The following is a 16,583-nucleotide window of genomic DNA, read 5'->3' as shown; positions in this document are numbered from 1 at the left end:
GCACTGCAATGAGTGAAAAAGTGATAAACACAGCCTGGCTGGAAAAAGCGCAGGGTCTGATGCCGGAGCTTCGCCAGCAAAAGGTCTATCCGGAACATATCGTGAGCGCAGTTCCGGATGCGTCAGCTTTTCAGGGATGGCGTATCGAACCAATAGGCTTAGCAGAACACTTATCGGATCAAGTGCTGTGCAAGGGAGACAGTGTTACGCTGGATTTCGGGGAGCATCTCGTCGGTTATCTGTCCTTGTCGCTTCTTAACGAGCGCAGTAATGCAGATGCACCTCTCAGGTTGAAGCTCACATTTGGAGAAATGCCCTGTGAGGTCGGTGAGGATTTTGCAGAATATTCGGGTTGGCTTAGCCGTTCATGGCTTCAAGATGAGATCGTGAATGTGGACGTGTTACCTGGCACGCTAACACTGGACCGTCGGTATGCCTTTCGGTATCTGAAAATCGAGGTGGTAGAAACGTCGATCCGTTACGATATTCGAATTAACGATATATATTGCTTGACGGTGACCTCAGCAGACATAGGGGCAGTACCTCAATTGCCTGAAGGTATCGACACGGAGCTGCTGGAAATAGATCGCGTGTCCGTGAAGACACTCCGGGATTGCATGCAGATGGTATTCGAAGATGGACCGAAGCGCGATCGACGTTTATGGATCGGAGATCTTCGCCTTCAGGCCCTCGTCAATTATGAAACATTCGGCTGTAATGATCTCGTCAAGCGCTGTCTCTATCTCTTTGCCGGAACGAGACTGGAAGGCGGCCAGGTAGGAGCCTGTTTGTACGAACAACCAGAACCGTACGTGGACGACATTTACCTATATGACTATGCGTTGTTCTTTATTGCGACATTATGGGACTATTTTGAAGCTACCAAGGACAGGGAAACGTTGGAAGAACTTTGGCCGGTGGCTAGAGAACAGATTGAGATTGGGCTTAAACGACTTGATGAGCGGGGCATCGTAAGGGATGACGATACATGGTATTGTTTTCTGGACTGGCATGAAGAACTAAATAAACAGGCCGGTGCTCAGGCAGTTCTCATCTATAGTATGAAAAGGGGAAGGTCGATTGCCAAAGAACTAGAGTTGCCGGAGTATGAGCAATGGATTAACGCACACATCAAAGACGCTGAGCAAGCAGCCCTCACATATCTGTGGGATGGTGAGCAGGGCTTTTTCGTCAGTGGTGAAAAAAGACAGGTATCCTGGGCATCGCAAGTATGGATGGTACTGGCTGAGATAATGGATGCTCCAGCTTCCCGGCAATTAATTGATCGGTTAATGAGTAACGAAGAAGCTATTGGCATGACCACGCCGTACATGGTTCATCATTATGTTGATGCATTAATAATGTGCGGGGAAGAGGAGAAGGCACTGGAGCAGATCCGAAGGTATTGGGGCGGCATGCTAAAAGATGGGGCGGACACCTTCTGGGAGCTCTACGACCCGGACGACAATACGTATTCTCCTTATGGTAGCAATTTGGTCAACAGTTATTGCCATGCTTGGAGCTGCACGTCAAGTTATTTTATCAGGCGAAATTTTTCATGAATTTTGGACTTGAGGTCAATCAGGTACGTCTGGTTGGCCTTTTTGGATTAGTTTCAGATAGTATAGAGCCTGCCATGGCCTATTGTTTTTATTTTTATCTGTTTTTGTTCGTAACGTTAAAAGAACGAGTTGGCTATTAATGAAGCGATAAATACGAATATTAAAATAAAGTTATATGGGTTTCCTTTAAGGTTGTAGACTTGAACGATGAGTGCCAGAGTTGAGATGCTTAAGATTATTCGCAGGACAATCGCCGATGAGCGATCGGGAATAATTGGAATAACATGACAACTAATTATAACCTAGGTTTTTCTGGAGTCGGATATTTTCATAGAAGTTAAGGGATGAACTATCATATGCATGCATGGTGCTGTCTTGTTGATGTTTTTTCACAGGATGGACTTTGCTTTCCTCCGGGGGGAGCGGTAAACTGTTGCATACGAGCTTTATGGATTAATGTCCTGGATGTTCTTTCAAAAAGGCGTGGCTGTGTCGATATGCATTTTATTTTTCAAACAGATGTGGAGGAAGTACGATTGGAAATGTTTACGATGCTGCTGGGTTTATTTGAACGGGCGGCGCTGTTGATTATATTTTTATTCTTTCTGTCGAGGGTGCCAAGGTTTAGGCAGATTCTGCAAAAGGGGAAATTAAGGTGGCAGGAGTCTATTGCGGTTACCTTGTTATTCTGTGCTTTTGCCATTTTTGGGACATATACGGGCATTAATGTTGAAGGTTCACTGGTGAACGTGCGGATCATCGCCGTGTTATCGGGTGGTATTTTGTTCGGAGCGCCTGTGGGTATTGTTACGGGTATTGTCTCCGGGGTACATCGGTATTTGATCGATATGGATGGAGTCACAGCTATACCGTGTCTGATCACAAGTATCCTGGCGGGTCTGGTCTCCGGATATATACATAAGTACACGCCCAAGCCCAAGCGATGGATCATCGGTATTGGTGCTGGAATGATCTGTGAAGCGCTCACGATGTTATTAATCCTGCTATTTTCCTATCCCGATCCACTGGGTGCCGATATTGTCTCGCAGATTGCGTTGCCTATGATTCTGGGTGAAGTCAACATTGGGCTGATTGTGCTCTTGGTACAGAGTGTCGAAGGGGAAAAAGAGATGATTGCAGCTCGTCAGGCGAAGCTGGCACTGGAGATTGCAAACAAAACTTTGCCTTATTTCCGTTCGATTGATGAGGATTCTCTGCGCAAAATCTGCCGGATTATTCAGGAGGATATTCAGGCCGATGCGGTTGCAATTACGGATACCCGGAATGTACTGGCGTATGTAGGATTTGGTGAAGAACGATATCATATCGGTAATGAGATTATAAGTGAGATGACCAAGAAGACGATATCCAGCGGGGAGATTACGATCAGTAATGATGTGATTGATGAAAAAACACCCGATATCCACTCGCTGTTAATCATTCCGCTCAAAGAACGAGGAGACATTACAGGTGCGCTCAAAATCTATTATCGCAAAGCGTACAAAATTACGTATCCATTACAAACAATGGCTGTAGGTCTATCGCAGATCATCTCGACCCAGATGGAGGTATCTCGGGTAGAAGAGATCAAGGCTGCTGCCAACAAAGCAGAGCTGCGTGCATTACAGACTACCATTCATCCTCATTTTCTGTTTAATGCGCTAAATGCGATTGCATCGTCCATCCGAACCAAACCGGATCGTGCTCGGGAGCTGATTGTGAACCTATCCGGGTACATGCGCTACAATCTGGAGCTGTCGGATGAGTTAATCGATATTCATAAGGAACTGGAGCAGGTCCGTAATTATGTAGAGATTGAGAAAGCTCGCTTTGGTAGCCGACTTAACGTGATCTATGACATTGATGAGGTCGCGGTGCATATTCCGAGTCTTGTTATCCAGCCGCTCGTCGAAAATGCAATTATTCATGGCATTCTCAAGGTCAAAGGACCTGGGACTGTTCGAATTCGGGTACAGGATTATCCGGAGTTTGTGCGAATCAGTGTCAGTGATACAGGAGCAGGAATCAGTGCAGATATAATTGAACGTGTTTACCATGACCGCATGCCTGGTAACCAGATCGGGCTATATAATGTGCATCGCCGGGTCAAGCTTATCTACGGACAAGGTGTAACCATTACAAGGCTGGAACAAGGAACGGATATTTTATTTGATGTGCCCAAAGGAGATGTCGTAACAAGGTGATGATGGATCAATGAGAGCTCTTATTGTGGAAGACGAGATTCTGGCGAGTGAGGAATTGAATTATTTAATCCAGGAACATAGTCAGATTGAAGTGGTGGACCGCCTTGAAGACGGGCTAGATGTACTGAAATTTTTGCAGGAACAAGAAGTAGATGTCATTTTCCTTGATATCAATATTCCCTCGCTGGACGGTATGATGCTGGCCCATCATATTGGAAAGTTTGCAACGAAACCCTACATTGTATTTACTACGGCATATAAGGAACATGCAGCGGAAGCCTTTGAGTTGGAGGCATTTGATTATATTCTGAAGCCGTATGACGAAAAACGAATTGCTGCAATGCTCCATAAGCTGGAACTTGCATTCAAACGTGATCATGCGCCGGTGGAGCAACATGTTGAGGATGGACCAGCCCCTACGGCGGACGGATCTGCTGCGCATGGTGAACTGGTACGAGAACGAGATACGAATTCCCATACAGACAGAAGAATTAATTTGCTGCGGAATGACAATATTATTGTTACGGATACGGCAGATATCTACTATGCGGAAGCACAAGAGAAAGTGACGAAGGTATATACCAAAAATGGGGAGTTCACCATGCCAGTGAGCATATCGGATTTTCACAGCCGTCTGCCACAGGATACGTTCTTTCGCTGCCACCGTTCGTACGTCGTAAATCTGTCGCAAATCCGTGAAATTGTACCTTGGTTCAACAATACGTATCTGCTCCGCCTGCGCGATTTGGAAGCTGAAGTGCCCGTGAGTCGTGGGAAGGTCAAAGAATTCAGGCAACTCATGCGCATCTAGAAGCATTTCATTCCGCATCTGATGCAACTCATGCTCAAAACGGTGTGATGAATCCCCTTTCATGTATGATTAGCTTGTGAACGCATTCATGTATATGACATCGGCAAAGGGGAGATCACGATGAAAGCAACCATTTCATCCGTTTCATCAACACCTGAATCAACTTCTGCACCTACAAAAATGAACCGCTGGCTTATTGTATTGGGGACCATCATTGTACAAATGGGTCTTGGAACCATCTATACTTGGAGTTTATTTAATCAACCGTTGTCTGATCGTTTCGGATGGGACGTCAGCTCGGTCGCCATAACTTTTTCAATTACCAGTTTTGCTTTGGCATTTGCCACATTGTTTGCAGGTCGGTTGCAGGAACGTTGGGGTCTTCAGCGCCTGATCCGTGTAGCCGGGGTTGTGCTTGGGCTGGGTCTTATTCTGAGTTCCCAAGTCACTTCGCTAACACTGCTGTACATTTTGGCTGGATTTGTTGTTGGTTTTGCAGATGGTACGGCGTACATTACGTCGCTGTCTAATCTGATCAAATGGTTCCCGGAGCGTAAAGGTCTAATCTCGGGGATCTCGGTCGGCGCCTTTGGTACTGGTAGTTTATTGTTCAAATATGTGAACACGGCATTGATTGGTGCCGTTGGTCCTGCTCAGGCATTTATGTACTGGGGCATTATCGTTCTGGTTCTGGTGGTTGCGGGATCATTCCTGATCCGTGAAGCGGTTGTTCGTGAACAGGCTCCGGCAAGCAAGGAAGGATCCAAACAAGTCGTAGCACGTCATGACTATACGGTAAAAGAGATGCTGCGTACAAAAGAAGCGTATATGCTGTTTGTTATTTTCTTCACGGCGTGTATGAGCGGTCTGTACCTGATCGGTATTGTCAAAGATATCGGTGTACAGCTTGCAGGTCTTGATGTAGCTACCGCTGCAAACGCAGTGGCCATGGTTGCAATCTTTAACACGGCAGGACGTATTATTCTCGGTGCGCTGTCGGATAAAGTAGGACGAATGAAAGTCATCGCTGGTGCGTTGCTGGTTACAGCCGTAGCTGTCATGACACTTAGTCTGGTTCCACTGACCTTCGGGATCTTCTTCGCCTGTGTGGCGGCCGTTGCATTCTGCTTTGGCGGTAACATTACGGTATTCCCGGCGATTGTGGCCGATTACTTCGGACTGAAAAATCAAAGCAAAAACTATGGTGTGATCTATCAGGGATTTGGATTTGGTGCCTTGGCAGGATCATTCATCAGCGCCTTGCTGGGCGGCTTCCATCTAACCTTCATCGTGATTGCTGTACTCTGCGCTGTCTCGCTGTTGCTCGCACTGATCATCACCCCTCCAGGTGAAGGTCGTCGTGCTCGTCAACGTGAAAAACAGATGAACCTTAACCCTTCATCACGGGCAAGCTAACAACATGCACTGGAAGTACGGAACTGAGGAGATTTCTTCATCTTAAAAAGCAAATTAAAAACAAAGTAAACAAAGCGGTCTCCAGTTGAGGCCGCTTTTTGGTATCTACAGTTGTCAGATTGCTGACTTGTTGGCCTGTCGGATCATCTGGCTGGCTGCAAGCGTGTTGCCTTGTGTGCATTCCAGCATTCGCATCTGTTATACTCTAGGTGAATTCAACAAGACCAAGATAAGTTATGTACCCCAGAGGAGGCATATCATGAAGTTCATTAAATACACACAACCTGATTTTAATGATTATTATGCATTGGTTTCCAATATGGAAGTAATGAAACAGATTACAGAACGTGCAATACCGGAGCAAGAGGCGAGATCACAATTCGAGTCCATGCTGGATTTTAATGAGCGTTCCACTTGCGGACATTACCGGGTATTTAGTGAAGATGGTGCCGGTGTGGCATATGCCAAATTGATTCCGGATCAGGAGGACCCGACCAAGGCTGAGATAGGTTACATGATCCTGCCTGAACATTGGGGCAAAGGTCAAGGCACGTCCATAGCGTCACGGTTGATTATTCAGGCACAAGCCGCAGGGATTGGATCCCTCTATGCAGTTATCGATCCGGGTAACGCTGCTTCCCGCCGGATCTTGACCAGACAGAACTTTGTATCCACCTGGACAGGTGATTACGATGGTCTTCCTGGTGAGATTTTGGAGTTAAATCTTCAAACGAAGCGGTAAAGGAACTGTTCTGAGGGTAATCAGATAATACAGGACATCTTGCATGAGATGGCTGGAACTCATTATCATCATGGTGCATGGGTTCACCCATGTACATTTCATGCAAGATGCTTGCTTATATAGAGATGTGGAGGAGATGACATATGAGCAATTCAACCATGGAACGTCTGAATGCATTACTGCCGGAGTGGCTGGAGACCAGTCGTTTGCACACCGGGCAAGGTAAGGTGGCTTCTTATATCCCGGAGCTTGTGAAAGCCTCTCAGGATGAGCTCGGTATACATATCATGGACGCCGAAGGGAACCATGTGTCGGCAGGGGATTGCGGTGTTCCATTTACGATGCAAAGTATCTCCAAAGTATTTACCCTTATTCTGGCCCTGATGGATCATGGGGAAGAAGCAGTTTTCTTTAATGTAGGAAAAGAACCGACAGGCGACGATTATGATTCGATGATCAAGCTTGAACTAGTCGAACCCGGAATCCCGTTTAATCCATTAATCAATGCGGGTGCGATTACGGTGTCCTCGCTTGTTGGAGGAGACTGTAAGGAAGAGAAATCACGCCGCATTCTGGAGTTTTTCCGCAAACTGGCGAATAATGATCAGCTGGGCTATAACGAAGAGGTGTTTCAGTCCGAATCGGAGAGCGGTCATATGAATCGTTCACTTGGCTACTTTTTGAAGCACAACGGGGTCATTAAGGATGACGTTGAAGACGTGCTTGCCGTGTATTTCCGTCATTGCTCCATTGAAGTGACGTGTGCAGATCTGTCTCGAATGTCACTCGTTCTGGCCTATAATGGAACAGATCCAATTACGGGAGTAGAACTCATCCCTCGTCGCTATGTTCAGATTGCCAAAACCTTCATGACCACCTGTGGTATGTATAATGCATCAGGCGAATTTGCCATCGAGGTCGGCTTGCCCGCCAAAAGTGGAGTATCCGGAGGGATATTGACCCTTGTACCGGGACAATTCGGCATAGGTCTTGTTGGCCCGGCTCTGAATCGCAAAGGCAACAGTATTGCCGGCGTGCATCTGCTCGAGCGTCTGTCCAAGGAGTTCGACTGGAGCTTTTTCTAAGAAGTTTTTTGAAAAAAGAAACTATACCCTCATATGTAGCCGATGAATCACGTATCCGATATTTTGCTTCTTTAGAACGAAGTGAATGGTCTGGATATGTCTCGTCGGCTACTTTTGGTATTCACCAGGGAGTGTAGGAAGACAGTCCTGCATGGCAACGGCAATGCTGCACCTATCATGGAACATCCGCAACATCGGGGTGTGTATATCTCCCTTCAGTCATCGGCTAGGGCCACATCTGTAATGAGGTTCATCTGAATATCCCTGGACCCATCTTCCATCAGCAGTCTGAGGGTACGAGCCGGACGGTCCAGTCGAAGCACTTGCCCCGTGTAACGAATATCATCATGTTCGTGAAACACGGTAATAGTGACCCTATCTCCAAGCATCATCGAGTTGCTGAGCAAACGGGACATTTCTTCCGCGGCCTGGGCATCCAGAGATGGGCGGGTACGAGGAGCAAGTTGTTCCTGATGAAGAATGTAGGCTTCCCGGTGTTCGGGGAGCATCATGCGTGAGGACTCGAAGATACCGTTTTGCTGCAATTTTTTACTCATTTATAATGACCTCCAATTTTATGAGAACGCTCATGGGCTTGCGCGGACGAGCAGAGGGAAGATGCCCGCATAATGGCAGTATCTCCGTACCTGCGCTTGATATCATCCGTGGCACGTTCCAGTTCTCTTTTGCGTTCGCGGTCATCAAACCAGGACAGTTGCACTTCGGAATCGGGTACAAGTCCGGTCAATGACACGCTGATGCGGCGGATGGGTAATCCGTCCCAATGGCGCAGGAACAGAGCTGCTGCCGCATCGTATACTTCATCCGTAATGTTGGTGGGTTCATTCACCTTCATCTGGCGGGAGAAACCGGTTGGTCGATCATAATCCTGTCCGCGACATCCAACCGAGACGACATGGCCCATGAGTGATTTGTCCCGGGAACGTCGACTGACGAGTTCCGCCAGTTCAAGCAGTACCACTTTGATATCTTCCCAGGAGTCATAGTCCCGAGGCAGCGTCATTTGATGTCCGATTCCCTGCTGCTGATGAGCATATGTCCCGGGTTTGACCGGGGAATCGTCAATACCGCGGGCGATACGCCACAGTACCTCGCCATTCACACCCCAACGTTCTCTCAGTCGGGACAGTGGGGTCTGGGCCAGATCACCGATGGTGTGAACCCCCATCTTGTAGAGATGCTGCGCCATGCGGGAACCAACCATGAACATGTCTCGTACAGGCTTCTGCCAGATGGTGGACGGCAGATCTTTGCGAGGCAACGTGCAGATTCCGCCAGGGAGTTTTTTGGCATATAGATCACAGGCCATCTTACTAACGACCTTGGTATCACTGATACCGATTCGAATGTACACACCCGTCTCATCCATCACCCTCGATTGAATGCTGCGCGCAATCGTCTCGGGGCTGCCGAACAGATCCAGGCTTCCGGTGACATCGAGGAACTGTTCATCAATACTATAGGGTTCCACCAGATCGGTGTAAGACTGAAGGATACGCGTAATATGAAGGGACACCCGAATGTACTCGGCCATCCGGGGGCGAACAACAACAACATCCGGACATTTGGCGAGCGCTTCGCCCAGTCGTTCTGCTGTCGTAATTCCATAGGACTTGGCGAGTGGACAGGCCGCAAGAATAATACCCGAACGGCGCGCCGGATCTCCCGCGACTACGAGGGGGCGGTCCTTGTATTCCGGATGTGCAGACTTCTCCACACTGGCATAGAATGACTGGCAGTCTGCCAGCATGATGACACGTCTGTCTTGGCGGGGCATAAGACTTCTCTCCTTATTCGTGATGCTAAGCTCTTATGTTAAGAAGCAATTATTTTCATTTGAACATCGATAATTAACAGTTTATTTACAGTACGGAACAAGTGTTCTTGTTTTATAAGCATATCTGACAATTCGAAATGCGGCAACCGGAATTATTTTGCAAATTGGACACAATTATGGGTTAGCCATATTAGAGGCAGAAATTAGGAAATAAGATGTGCTTTTTTACATTTAATGTGAGAGATCTGTGACCTCTGGGTGATGACCGGGCGTTCATTTAGGTTTTTGTAAAAGGGTTATAAATGGGTACAGTCCTATAGAGGGGGACTGACGTCCTTTTTTGGTTTTCTGCATTTTTCAGAAAACCTTGATGTGACGCGGAATATCGCTGATGCGTTATCGGACTATAGTATCAATTTTGTAATCTTTATGGTTAATACTGTAAAAAGGTCCGCAACTTTAACATATGACTCGCGTTTAATGGGGTATGTGTTCAAACGTAAAACGATGCCTGTACCCGCGTTGCACATAACAATAAAGGTTCCAGAAGTGCAAGATCAGCAGGCATCTAATCCATGCAATTCGAGCAATTATTAGTGTTTGGGAATCAGAGGTATCCCAGAGGCTTCCGAGTGGTAGTTGATGGACCTTTTTACGAATCATGGGCAGAATGTTCCATTTCATGTTTGCTTCCATCAGCCTAGTTACAAATGCAGAGTCTTAGCGCTATAGTGAGAACTACACCGCTGACATCTCTACCAAGCGGACATCCGAAGCGGAATGATTCCTATGCTTCATGTTGGACCATTCGGTGTTGAAGCAGGATGCATAATAGAGAGGTGAGCAATCTAAAGACATGAGCAGACAAAGACGAAGACGCTGGTTATTAACGGTGTTGACAGGAGCAGTGGTGGTGACTGGCGGGATATTTGCCGGATGGCACTATATGCAACCCAAGCTCGTTACGTACACAGCGGAGAACGGCACGGAGATGAAATTCAAGACCGATGGAGACCGGTTCATGGAATACGGGCCAGATGGAACGTGGAGGGAGATGTTCGTCAAAGGTGTCAACCTGGGCGCAACTTCACCGGGGCATTACCCGGGAGAATTCCCGCTGACCAAAGAGGATTACTTGCGGTGGTTCCAGCAGATCGAGGATCTGGGAGCCAATGTAATCCGGGTATACACGGTTCACGAACCGATTTTCTACTCCGCATTAGTCGAATATAACCGCGGCCGGGAGCAACCGTTATATTTTATACAGGGCATATGGTCACCTGAAGAAGAGCTGATTGAGAAACAGGATGCCTATGCAGCCCATATTGAGCAGACGTTCAAGCAGGAGATTGAAAAGGCCGTATCTGCTGTCTATGGCGATGCGGACATTCCTGCCAAGCAGGGAGAGTCCAGCGGCAAATACAAAACGAATGCAGGAAAATACCTGATGGCCTGGCATGTGGGGACGGAATGGGACCCGGCAATGGTAGACAACACAAACGCAAAACATGCGGACGTGCCGCAGTACAAGGGAGTTCATTTCTCGGCGAGTCCAGAAGCGTCACCGTTCGAGAACTGGCTGGCAGAGCTGCTGGATCATACGGCGGTCCTGGAGAAGAAGTATGGGTGGGAACATCCGATGACCTTCACCAACTGGGTAACGACCGATGTGCTGGATCATCCCGGCGAGCCGCTGTATGAAGAGGATCTCGTCAGTGTGGATGCCCGACATATTCAGCCGGAGGCGTGGCAGGGAGGTTATTTTGCAGCCTACCATGTGTACCCGTATTACCCGGATCTGTTCCATATCGATAAAACGCTCCAAACCATCAAGGATGAGAACGGTGAGTACAACACGTACAAAAGTTATCTGCGCAAGCTGAAAGCCGAGTTTTCCGATATGCCTGTAATGATTACAGAGTATGGCGTACCCTCTTCTCTTGGTATTTCCCATCTGGGTATGGGAGGACGGAATCAGGGTGGACATAACGAAGTAGAGCAGGGAGATATTGACGCGTCACTGACGCAGGATATCTATGATGAAGGATACTCGGGAGCGATTGTGTTCATGTGGCAGGATGAATGGTTCAAAAAAACATGGAACACGATGCCACTGGAAATCCCGGCTGATCGCCGTGCATATTGGCTGAACGTACTGACAAACGAGAAAATGTTTGGTCTGCTTGCCATGGACCCTGGTAAACAGGAACAGTTGACCATCGACGGATCACTGGATGACTGGGATGATCTGAAGGATGAAGAGGTCAAGACCTGGCAGGGCCAAGTGGACGGCATTCAGGAAATGAAGATGACCCATGATGAAGCTTATCTGTATATTGGGCTGACCTTGGATCAACCTTTTGACCCGGAGAAGACAGTGCTGCGAATTGGCACAGATACACTTGCTGGAGGCAGTCAGCCTGATAAGTTACTCCCGGGGCGGACACTCAGTGATGGTCTCGAGACAGTGATTACACTGGGGCAGGATGAAGAATCACAGGTGGAGATTGCCAAGGATTATGACTTTAATCAGCGTCTGTATGGCAAGGATGGATACGACATGCTGCCAGATCAGGAGTCAGACTCCGCAGTTTCGTTCCACCCATGGAATCTGGCAGTCAGCCTAAGGATGACACCGCCGGATACCCGATCTGCTCAACCGTTCATGAATGAAAAGGTCGGAACATTGAAGCGGGGAACGACGGCTCCCGACCAGCCCGATACGGATTCATTAACGGCATGGCAGTATAATGGCAATCAAGTGGAGATGCGAATTCCCTGGATGCTGCTTGGGTTCGGTGATCCGAGTTCGCTACAAGCGATCGACTATGGACCGCTCAAGAATGGACGTGAGTTCTCCACAGTTGCTGTGGAAGGCGTTACCCTCATTCCGTGGTTAACGGACCGCGCCACGAAGAAAGTATCTTGGCCTGGGGGTGAACAGACGACCCTGGATCTGAAGACATTGCCGGTATATAGCTGGCAGCCTTGGGAGCAGGTGCAGTATAGTGAACGCCTGAAGCTAAGCTACGAAAAAATGAAGAAGAATTATGAAAAAATTCCTAGTTTTCAGATCGAATAAATGAGTATAAAGGAGGACCTTTTCACATGTTTCCAAGTTTGGCTTTGGCCTATCTGTTTTTGTACATCTGTATCGCACTTGTTGTTGTAGGCGTCATCGTATTGTTTGCCATGAAAATGTCCCACAATGGCAAACGACGTAAGACGGCATTTTATGAATTGAAGCAGCGTGACTATTTCACCTATCTGCAAACAGCCTTGACTGAGAATAGTCCACTCAGATTGCCACCAGGCAAACTGGCTCCGCTGGAACGCAGAGTCATTCAGGACAGACTGATTGAATGGATCGACCAGTTCAAGGGTGAGTATCGCGACAAATTAATCGCACTGTGCCGTGAAGCAGGATTCGTAGAGCATGATCTGAAGGAACTGGGCCGTCTGCGTTATGGTCGCCAGATTGATGCAGCTTATCGCTTGGGTGGCATGCGTTGTCCCGAAGCCGTTCCGGGTTTGATGGAATTACTGAAGGATGAGAAACCGGGCCCGATGGCCATTATGATTGGTCGATCCATCTCCAGATGTACGACTCGGCAAGGTGAACTGAAAGACATGCTCGCTTTGCTGTTAACCAAAGGTAAGTCCATTCACCATCTGGCAGCAGATATTCTGCTCGAAACGAGTCTGGATACGAGCAGAATTCTAATTGAATTGCTGGAAGACCGGAATCCTGATTTTGTCAAAGTCGGACTGGTTGCCATGTGGGGACAGGCTGTACCTGAAGTGATGCCTGCACTCGACAGACTGGTAGGCGCAGAACATCAGGATGTACGTGCCGAGGCGGTGAAGCTGTATCTTAGCGCAAGTCCGGCACTCCGGGATGAGACAATCCTGAAGCTGATCCAGGACCCCGATCCGGAAGTTCGCGCCGAAGTGGTACAAGCGCTTGGTTACAAGCATGCATCTGGCAGCATTCCATTGCTGCGCAAAGCGCTTCGGGATGAAGACTGGAGAGTTCGATATAACAGTGCGGAGAGTCTGAGCAAGCTCGGTGAACCGGGATTCGAAGCGCTGTGTCAGGCTGCGGTGCAAGGTACAGTTGCTGAGCGCGAGATTGCGATGCAGCAGATTGAGAGTACCATGCAGCACACGAGAACCGATGACAGAGCTGTAGAGCAGATGATTGCACATAACAAAAAAAGACTGCTGTACGATCGCTATTTTGGCCCTGTACGAGAGAACAGAACCAGCAAGAAACGCACAGGTGTCGCTACGGTAGGAGGGGATTACACTGCTTAGGGATCTACTATTAATCTACGGCATGGTCGCAATCTACTATGTTGTTTTTGTAAATACGCTCTATTTTTCCATTCTGGCCTTATCGTTCCGTAACATCTGGACGATCTTCCGGCGGTCGCATTATTCCAAATACAATACATTGTCAGGCTCGGAACTGGTACCTTCCGTTTCTCTGCTGGTACCGGCATACAACGAGGAACTGACGATTATTGAAAATGTGAACTGCCTGATGACGCTGAATTATCCAACGTATGAAGTCATTGTTGTGAATGATGGCTCCAGTGATGCGACACTGAATATCCTGTTGGAAGAATATCGTCTGAAGCCAGTACCCAATACGAAGATTCGGGGCAAGATCGCCTGTCAGAAAATTCGTGGGATCTACCATAACCCGGAGTTCCCGGATCTGTATGTCATTGATAAGGAAAACGGCGGTAAGGCCGATTCCCTCAATGCCGGGATCAACCTGTCCCATTATCCGTTGATCTCTTCCATCGATGCTGATTCGTTGCTGGAGAAGGATGCCCTGATCCGCATGGCACGGATGTATATGGAGAATCCGGAAGAGACGGTAGCCATCGGTGGAGATGTACGGATCGCCAATGGCTGCAAAATTGAAAACGGGGCAGTGCAAGATGTATCGCTGCCACGCAAGATCTGGCCCATGTTCCAGTCGATTGAATATCTCAAAGCCTTCCTGGGCGGACGGATTGGCTGGAGTCACATGAACGGTCTGATCATTGTCTCCGGTGCCTTCGGCATGTTCCGTAAGGACGCTGTAATCGCCGTGGGTGGATACCGGGATGGTTATCCTGGGGAAGACATGAACATCATCATCAAACTTCACCGTTACATGCTGGAAAACAAATTGAAGTACCGCATTGCCTTCTGTCCTGAGGCCGTATGTTGGACGCAGGCACCGGATTCCTACCGGATCTTGTCCAGTCAGCGTAAGCGCTGGGGCCGCGGGAATCTGAAGAACATGATCGAGAATCGTGGCATGTTGTTCAATCCAAAATATAAGGTTATGGGTATGGTGACCATGCCATATAACGTCCTTTTTGAAGCGCTCAACCCGTATTTCCGGATTACCGGACTTCTGGCTCTCGCTGGATATGTCCTTCTGGATATGACGCAATGGCCGATTCTGGTTCTGTTCGGACTGCTGAACTTTGTGAGTGGTTATCTGCTGAGTGTAGGCGCACTTGTCCTGGAGGAGATTGCTTTCAAACGTTACAACAAACTCTCCGATCTGGTCAAAATGCTCGTCTACTCCGCGCTGAAATTCGTGGGTTACCACCAGCTTGGCGTACTGTGGAGATTGCAGGGACATGTGCAGTTCATGCAAAACAACAACTCATGGGGTACCATGACACGTCAAAGCTGGTCCGAGGATGAGAAGAAAACAAGCGAAGCTGCTTGATTAAAGAATAATCAAAGCAATTATATGTCCAACTAGACATTTACACGATAACGGAGAGGGCAGAAAAAGTCTGAAGAAGCGAAGCGTGCACCTAAAAGCTTTCTGAAAGAAAGCTGCATCGAAAGCATACGCTTATCCCCGGATTTCTCCTTGTATAATGGAATCAAAAAATCTGGGGATAACAGTGATCGAAAGGCTGTTCTGTCATCGGAGTGTCAGTGTAAATAATATTTTTTGGACTTATAGATAATCGAGGAGAAGGGTGGAAAAGAACATGCCAAATACGGCGACATTGCAGCGTGAGGCTGCCGTTAATGTGTACCGAAGTGTAGAACAGGGATTGAAGGAAACGGGTGCCGAAACATGCGGCTTAATGTTCATCCATTGTGCAGGAAACTCTCAACCTGAGCAGCAGGTCAGGACACATCTGGAACAAACGAGTGAGTCTGCCTTCCAGGTGTGGAAGGATGGGGCTACCCAAGCGATTGCCGTCCTGCTGCCAGGTTTGTCACTGGATGAAGTTCATTATGAAGGACTTCGGATCAAACATGAGTTGCAAGAGACTGTACCCGGTGCCGATCCACAGATTACACTGGCCAGTTTCCCGGAAGGGGAGCGCCCTTCGAAGGCAACTATTCAGCATATGGCTGAGTCCTCGAAGCTCGTAGATTCGTCGGAGATTCATATCTACACGCTGGACAATACGGCGGACGAGCCGGAACGAATTTTGATTGTGGACAACGATCCGACGGTACGCGAATTCCTGCAATTGCGGTTGAAGATGCAGGGATACGAAACCTATGAAGCCGTTGATGGACTGGCTGCACTGGAGTTGATCGAGAAAGTCACACCAGATCTGGTGCTCACCGAACTGAATCTGTATGGCATCGATGGTCTGCCGTTCATCCATCATATTCAGAATCTGGAGATGGAGCAGCCACCCAAAATTGTCGTGTTGACCGAACAGCGTGTCGAGCAGACGATTAGTCAATGTTTCCGCAGCGGAGTCGATGATTACATGACTAAACCGTTCTCGCCTGTAGAGCTGGATGCCCGAATCAGACGCTGCCTGCATTAGAAGACGGCTTGAATAAGCTGATTGTGTGAAGTGCAAAGTAAGAGCTTTTTTTACTATGAATCAGATAGATTAGAGCAACATTTAGAGCACAGACACTCATCTATTTATATGGATTTTAAGCACCACCAAATACACTGCCCGGAGGGA

12 protein-coding genes are annotated in these 16,583 nt (G+C 48.0%); 10 read left to right on the top strand and 2 right to left on the bottom strand.

Annotated elements, in window-relative coordinates; all coding sequences use genetic code 11:
* The first annotated feature begins 8 nt into the window (after positions 1 to 8).
* From MKY01_RS20980 to glsA, 6 genes are all read left to right on the top strand, one after another.
* Positions 9 to 1,562, top strand: coding sequence for a sugar hydrolase (locus MKY01_RS20980; RefSeq protein ID WP_339283394.1), 1,554 nt, complete (start codon positions 9 to 11; stop codon positions 1,560 to 1,562).
* 542 nt (positions 1,563 to 2,104) lie between these two features.
* Positions 2,105 to 3,766 carry a sensor histidine kinase gene (locus MKY01_RS20975; RefSeq protein ID WP_282322139.1) on the top strand — a complete coding sequence of 554 codons (1,662 nt, stop codon included), beginning with the start codon at positions 2,105 to 2,107 and terminating at the stop codon, positions 3,764 to 3,766.
* A 10-nt stretch (positions 3,767 to 3,776) separates the two neighbouring features.
* Positions 3,777 to 4,577, top strand: a complete 801-nt coding sequence (locus MKY01_RS20970) for a LytTR family DNA-binding domain-containing protein (RefSeq protein ID WP_047843671.1) — start codon at positions 3,777 to 3,779, stop codon at positions 4,575 to 4,577.
* Between the two features lie 180 nt (positions 4,578 to 4,757).
* Positions 4,758 to 5,993 carry an OFA family MFS transporter gene (locus tag MKY01_RS20965; protein ID WP_036675050.1) on the top strand — a complete coding sequence of 412 codons (1,236 nt, stop codon included), beginning with the start codon at positions 4,758 to 4,760 and terminating at the stop codon, positions 5,991 to 5,993.
* A gap of 259 nt (positions 5,994 to 6,252) precedes the next feature.
* Entirely contained in the window at positions 6,253 to 6,735 is a 483-nt protein-coding gene (locus tag MKY01_RS20960) for a GNAT family N-acetyltransferase (protein WP_100527131.1), read from the top strand.
* Positions 6,736 to 6,878: 143 nt separating this feature from the next.
* Entirely contained in the window at positions 6,879 to 7,820 is a 942-nt protein-coding gene (glsA, locus tag MKY01_RS20955) for a glutaminase A (protein WP_282320826.1), read from the top strand.
* Between the two features lie 215 nt (positions 7,821 to 8,035).
* Here the strand turns inward: glsA and MKY01_RS20950 are convergent, their stop codons facing one another.
* Positions 8,036 to 8,377, bottom strand: a complete 342-nt coding sequence (locus tag MKY01_RS20950) for a YolD-like family protein (protein ID WP_047843669.1) — start codon at positions 8,375 to 8,377, stop codon at positions 8,036 to 8,038.
* Positions 8,374 to 9,618, bottom strand: coding sequence for a DNA polymerase IV (locus MKY01_RS20945; RefSeq protein ID WP_127545487.1), 1,245 nt, complete (start codon positions 9,616 to 9,618; stop codon positions 8,374 to 8,376). The genes MKY01_RS20950 and MKY01_RS20945 overlap by 4 nt, the downstream gene beginning before the upstream one ends.
* Before the next feature lie 856 nt (positions 9,619 to 10,474).
* Between MKY01_RS20945 and MKY01_RS20940 the strand changes: the two genes are divergently transcribed.
* From MKY01_RS20940 to MKY01_RS20925, 4 genes are all read left to right on the top strand, one after another.
* Positions 10,475 to 12,700 carry a hypothetical protein gene (locus MKY01_RS20940; RefSeq protein WP_339283391.1) on the top strand — a complete coding sequence of 742 codons (2,226 nt, stop codon included), beginning with the start codon at positions 10,475 to 10,477 and terminating at the stop codon, positions 12,698 to 12,700.
* 26 nt (positions 12,701 to 12,726) lie between these two features.
* Positions 12,727 to 13,935 (top strand): HEAT repeat domain-containing protein, encoded by a 1,209-nt coding sequence (locus MKY01_RS20935; protein WP_036614555.1) that lies wholly within the window; start codon positions 12,727 to 12,729, stop codon positions 13,933 to 13,935.
* Between the two features lie 22 nt (positions 13,936 to 13,957).
* On the top strand, positions 13,958 to 15,358 hold the full coding sequence (locus tag MKY01_RS20930; RefSeq protein WP_174806433.1) for a glycosyltransferase: 1,401 nt from the start codon (positions 13,958 to 13,960) through the stop codon (positions 15,356 to 15,358).
* A gap of 274 nt (positions 15,359 to 15,632) precedes the next feature.
* Positions 15,633 to 16,436 (top strand): response regulator, encoded by an 804-nt coding sequence (locus tag MKY01_RS20925; protein WP_036674925.1) that lies wholly within the window; start codon positions 15,633 to 15,635, stop codon positions 16,434 to 16,436.
* The last annotated feature ends 147 nt before the right edge of the window (positions 16,437 to 16,583 follow it).

Origin of the sequence: Paenibacillus sp. FSL R5-0486, from assembly GCF_037975155.1 — a bacterium.
GTDB classification, from domain to species: Bacteria; Bacillota; Bacilli; order Paenibacillales; family Paenibacillaceae; genus Paenibacillus; species Paenibacillus amylolyticus.
Note: the sequence above shows the minus strand (reverse complement) of the source record. Positions and strands in the feature narration are given on the sequence as shown.

Excerpts from the sequence above, each read along its gene's own strand:
- glsA (WP_282320826.1), top strand. The coding sequence starts at position 6,879 with ATGAGCAATTCAACCATGGAACGTCTGAATGCATTACTGCCGGAGTGG.
- MKY01_RS20945 (WP_127545487.1), bottom strand. The coding sequence starts at position 9,618 with ATGCCCCGCCAAGACAGACGTGTCATCATGCTGGCAGACTGCCAGTCA.
- MKY01_RS20960 (WP_100527131.1), top strand. The coding sequence starts at position 6,253 with ATGAAGTTCATTAAATACACACAACCTGATTTTAATGATTATTATGCA.
- MKY01_RS20975 (WP_282322139.1), top strand. The coding sequence starts at position 2,105 with ATGTTTACGATGCTGCTGGGTTTATTTGAACGGGCGGCGCTGTTGATT.
- MKY01_RS20965 (WP_036675050.1), top strand. The coding sequence starts at position 4,758 with ATGAACCGCTGGCTTATTGTATTGGGGACCATCATTGTACAAATGGGT.
- MKY01_RS20940 (WP_339283391.1), top strand. The coding sequence starts at position 10,475 with ATGAGCAGACAAAGACGAAGACGCTGGTTATTAACGGTGTTGACAGGA.
- MKY01_RS20980 (WP_339283394.1), top strand. The coding sequence starts at position 9 with ATGAGTGAAAAAGTGATAAACACAGCCTGGCTGGAAAAAGCGCAGGGT.
- MKY01_RS20950 (WP_047843669.1), bottom strand. The coding sequence starts at position 8,377 with ATGAGTAAAAAATTGCAGCAAAACGGTATCTTCGAGTCCTCACGCATG.
- MKY01_RS20925 (WP_036674925.1), top strand. The coding sequence starts at position 15,633 with ATGCCAAATACGGCGACATTGCAGCGTGAGGCTGCCGTTAATGTGTAC.
- MKY01_RS20930 (WP_174806433.1), top strand. The coding sequence starts at position 13,958 with ATGGTCGCAATCTACTATGTTGTTTTTGTAAATACGCTCTATTTTTCC.
- MKY01_RS20935 (WP_036614555.1), top strand. The coding sequence starts at position 12,727 with ATGTTTCCAAGTTTGGCTTTGGCCTATCTGTTTTTGTACATCTGTATC.
- MKY01_RS20970 (WP_047843671.1), top strand. The coding sequence starts at position 3,777 with ATGAGAGCTCTTATTGTGGAAGACGAGATTCTGGCGAGTGAGGAATTG.